Origin of the sequence: Streptomyces populi (genome assembly GCF_002911015.1) — a bacterium.
In the GTDB taxonomy this organism is placed as follows: Bacteria; Actinomycetota; Actinomycetes; order Streptomycetales; family Streptomycetaceae; genus Streptomyces; species Streptomyces populi.
On sequence record NZ_KZ627059.1, the window covers coordinates 1 to 4,141 of the forward strand.

The 4,141-nt window shown below is 72.8% G+C and carries 4 protein-coding genes; 3 read left to right on the forward strand and 1 reads right to left on the reverse strand.

The annotated features are described in order from the left end of the window. Both CW362_RS42415 and CW362_RS42420 read left to right on the forward strand, forming a co-directional pair. A partial coding sequence (locus tag CW362_RS42415) for an acyltransferase domain-containing protein (protein WP_162684440.1) occupies positions 1–1,152 on the forward strand: 1,152 nt, incomplete at its 5' end. A gap of 137 nt (positions 1,153–1,289) precedes the next feature. After that, the gene (locus CW362_RS42420; RefSeq protein WP_240658350.1) at positions 1,290–1,889 is read left to right on the forward strand and encodes a thioesterase II family protein; all 600 of its coding nucleotides are present in this window, start codon (positions 1,290–1,292) and stop codon (positions 1,887–1,889) included. On the opposite strand, the gene CW362_RS42425 is transcribed toward CW362_RS42420, so the two are convergent. After that, complete coding sequence (locus CW362_RS42425) at positions 1,803–2,465, reverse strand: TetR/AcrR family transcriptional regulator (RefSeq protein ID WP_103554909.1); 663 nt, start codon at positions 2,463–2,465, stop codon at positions 1,803–1,805. The two genes, CW362_RS42420 and CW362_RS42425, sit on opposite strands and share 87 nt — an antisense overlap. Positions 2,466–2,652: 187 nt before the next feature. On the opposite strand from CW362_RS42425, the gene CW362_RS42430 reads away from it, so the two are divergent. After that, positions 2,653–4,141, forward strand: a 1,489-nt coding sequence (locus tag CW362_RS42430; RefSeq protein WP_103554910.1) for an MFS transporter, incomplete at its 3' end; no start/stop codon positions are given.

A 4,141-nucleotide genomic window follows, 5' to 3' on the forward strand; every position in this document is an offset into this window, starting at 1 on the left:
GCGGTGCAGGCCGGCGAGGAGCAGGTGGTGCCGTTGCTGGCGGGGCGTGAGGGCGAGGTGTCGCTGGCGGCGGTGAACGCCCCGGGGGCGACGGTGCTCTCGGGTGTGGCGGAGGCGGTCGAGGAGGTCGCGGCCGTGCTGGCGCGGGAAGGCTGCAAGACCAGGCGGCTGCGGGTCAGCCACGCCTTCCACTCCCCGCTGATGGAGCCCATGCTCGAGGACTTCGCCCGGGTCGTGGAGGGGCTGACGTTCGCCGTGCCGCGGATCCCGATCGTCTCGACGGTGTCGGGGCGGGCGGGGGAGGACTTCACCGACCCCGGCTACTGGGTGCGTCAGGTGCGCTGTCCGGTCCGGTTCGCCGACGCGGTGGCCGCGCTGGCCGGCGAGGGTGTCACGGACACCCTCGAGGTGGGTCCGGACGCGGTGCTGACCCCGGCGGCCGGGCAGTCGGCCGGCGAGGAGGTGCGGACGGTGGCGTTGCAGCGCCGTGACCGCGGCGAGAGCGCGGCCCTGCTGGCCGGACTCGGCGAGCTGTGGACGAACGGCACGCACGTCGACTGGAACACCCTCACCACCCACCGGACCACCACCACCGGCGGCGCTGTCGGTCTGCCCACCTACGCCTTCCAGCACCAGCCGTACTGGCTCGACGAGGTCGCCGCCACCTCGGTCGTCGGCGAGACGGCGGAGGCCTTCTGGGCCGCGGCGCGCGGGGGCGACGTCACCGCGGCGGCCGCCGCGCTGGGCCTGCCCGCCGGGGCCTCGCTCGCGGACATCGTCACCGTCCTGGCGGCCGGACCGGCCGCGGCGCCGTCTTTCGGGACGGCCGGGACGTCCGGTGCGCCCCAGGACACGGTGGACCCTGCGGTCCTGCTGAAGGAGCGGCTCGCGAACGCGCCGGACGGGGAGCGGCACGGCATCGTGCTCGCGGTCGTGCGGTCCGAGGCCGCCGCCGTCCTGGCGCTGCCCGGGGCCGAGGACCTCGACACACGGGCGGAACTCCTCGACCTGGGCTTCTCCTCGCTCATGGCCGTCGAACTGCGCAACCAGCTGGGAGCGATCACCGGCGTCCAGGTGCCGCCGACCCTGGTCTACGACTACCCCTCCGCCCACGACGTCGCGACCTTCCTGTGCGACGCGCTCGCCGCCTGACAAGGAGCACCTGGTGACGACGAACACCGTGCAGCACTCGCCCTGGATCCGGCGCTTCCGGGAAGCGCCGCAGGCCTCGGTCCGGCTCCGCGACCTTCTTCTTCCCGCTCGCGGAGGAACTCACCCCGCAGGCCGAGGTGATCGCGATCCAGTACCCCGGCCGCCAGGACCGGTACCGGGAACCGTGCGTGAACGACATGACGGAACTGGTGGGACAGTCGCTGGAGGCGCTGCTGCCGTGGACCGACCGGCCGCTGGCGCTGCTCGGGCACAGCATGGGCGCGACCGTCGCCTTCGAGGTGGCCCGGCGCCTGGAGGCCGAGGGCATCGTGCCGCGGGCCCTGCTGGCGTCCGGCCGCCGGGCACCCACCTGCGCCCCGGGCACCGGCATCGCCGCCCTGGACGACCGCTCCCTGCTCGCCGAACTCGAGCTGCTGCACGGGACGGACGCGCGGCTCTTCCAGGACGAGGAACTGCTGGGCATGGTGATGCCGGCGATCCGCAGCGACTACGAGGCGCTGGAGGGCTACCGCTACCGGCCGGGCCCCGCGCTGGCCTGCCCGGTCGTCGCACTGACCGGTGACGACGACCGCAGGGTGAGCCCGGAGCAGGCCCGCGCCTGGTCCGAGGTGGCCGGCACCTCCTTCGGCCTACGGGTGTTCGGCGGCGGGCACTTCTTCCTCGGCGAGCGCACCGCCGAGGTCGCCGGCGCGGTCAGGGACGTGCTCGGGTGCTGACCCTGCCGGGGGGTCGATCAGGGAACAGGCGATGTCCAGCGCCGCGCTGATCAGCTCGTCCCCGCCGCTCTCCGAGCGCTCGGCCTCGTCGCCCGCCATGTGCAGGGCGGCGATGGCCAGGCGCACCCGCAGGGAGGCGGCGGGGTCGCTCACCCCGCCGGTCAGCACGCCCGGGCCGGTCAGCAGGTCGAAGAGCGTGATGATGTGCCCGCGCACCTCGGCGGCGAGCGGCTGCTCCTGCAGCGAGGGTTCGTTCTCCTGCAGCAGCCGGGCCGCCGCCGTGATGCCGCTCGCCGTCAGATCGGCGTACCGGCGCAGCAGTTCACGCCGGGTGGCGGGTCCCTCGGGCTGCTGCTTGCCCCAGTCGATGAGCTCGGCGACCGAGGTCGAGAAGTCGCCGAGGACGGCGGCGAGGATCTCCTCCTTGGACTTGTAGTGGTAGTAGAGGGCGGCCTTCGTGATGTTCAGCTTCTCCGCGATCATGCGCAGCGACGTGCCCTCGTAGCCGTACTCGGCGAAGAGCTGGAGCGCGACGCGCTGGGCGCGCTCACGCGTGTCGGTACGTCGGCCAGCCATGGAAGTCCTTCCCTCGCCCTCGTTGCGCTCAAAGCCTACGGTCCGGCGTCGCCGAGGATGCCTCACACCCCATTGCTTGCCGATCGGCAGGCAATGGGGTACGTTGTCGATGTCTTCAATTTTACCTGCCGACAGGTAATGAATGTGGGGTTTCCGCCCCCCGATCCCGAGAAGGTGTCTTTCCGCGATGACCAAGACCGACAAGGCAGCGGGGGGCACGACGGCCGTCGACCCCGCCCGGCTGCACGCACGCCGGTGGTGGGGGCTCGCAGTTATCGCGCTCTCCCAGTTAATGATCACCCTGGACACGACGATCGTGACGATCGCGCTGCCCTCCGCACAGCAGGACCTCGGCATGTCCGACGCCAACCGGCAGTGGGTGGTGACCGCGTACACCCTGGCCTTCGGCGGACTGCTGCTGCTCGGCGGCCGCATCGCCGACCGCATGGGCCGCAAGCGCACCCTCGTCGCCGGCGTCGTCGGATTCGCGGTCGTCTCCGGCCTCGGCGGCATGGCCCAGTCCGGCTGGATGCTGATCGGCGCACGCGCCGGCCAGGGCGTGTTCGCGGCCCTGCTGGCCCCCTCGACCCTGGCCCTGCTGGTGGCGATGTTCCCCGAGCAGGCGGAACGCGCCAAGGCGATCGGCATCTACACCGCCGTACTGACCGCGGGCGGCGGACTCGGCCTGGTCGGCGGCGGCCTGATCACCAGTTACCTGGACTGGCGCTGGTGCATGTACGTCAACATCCCGATCGCCCTGCTCGCCATCTTCGGCGCGGTCTCCGCGCTGCCCGACCCGCCCGGCAGGGCGGACGCGAAGATGGACGTCTTCGGCGCCGTCACCGGCTGCGGCGGTATCGCGGCCCTGGTCTACGGGTTCTCCGAGGCGGGCGAGCGCGGCTGGGGCGCCGACCGGGTCGCCGTCTCGCTGGGCCTGGCCGCCGTGCTGCTCATCGCGTTCACGGTCCTGCAGGCCCGGCTGCGCAGCCCGCTGCTCCCGCTGCGGATCGTGACCGACCGCAACCGGGGCATGGCCTTCGCCACCGTCGCCCTGGCCACACTGGGCCTGTTCGGCGTGTTCCTGTTCCTCACCTACCAGCTCCAGACCGTGATGGGCTACTCCGCGGTCAAGACCGGCGTCGCCCTGCTCCCGCTGGTCGCGATGAACGTCACCGGGGCGACCCAGATCTCCAGCCGGCTGCTGCCCAAACTGCCGCCCCGGCTGCTGATCGTGCCCGGACTGCTCGCGGCGGCCGCCTCGCTCGCCCTGCTCACCCGGCTCACCCCCGACAGCTCCTACACCGCGGTGATCCTGCCCGCCGAGATGCTGCTCGGACTCGGCATCGGCACCCTGTTCGTGCCGACCGTGGCGGTGGCCACCAGCGGAGTCGACCCGCAGGACGGCGGCGTCGCCTCCGCGACCGTCAACACCGCCCAGCAGGTGGGCGCCTCGATCGGCACCGCGCTGCTCAACACGATCGCCGCCAGCGCCACCGCCGCCTACCTGAGCGGCCACCACGGCACCGCCGCCCTGCGCGAGGCCACCGTCCACGGCTCCTCCGTCGCCGCCACCTGGGCGCTGGGCATCATGCTCGGCACCGCGCTGCTGGTGGCGGTGTTCATCAACGCCGACCCGCGCAGGCCCGCGGAGCACAAGGCGCCGGCCGAACCCGCCG

Coding starts and splice junctions, on each gene's coding strand:
- CW362_RS42425 (WP_103554909.1), bottom strand. CDS start 2,465: ATGGCTGGCCGACGTACCGACACGCGTGAGCGCGCCCAGCGCGTCGCG.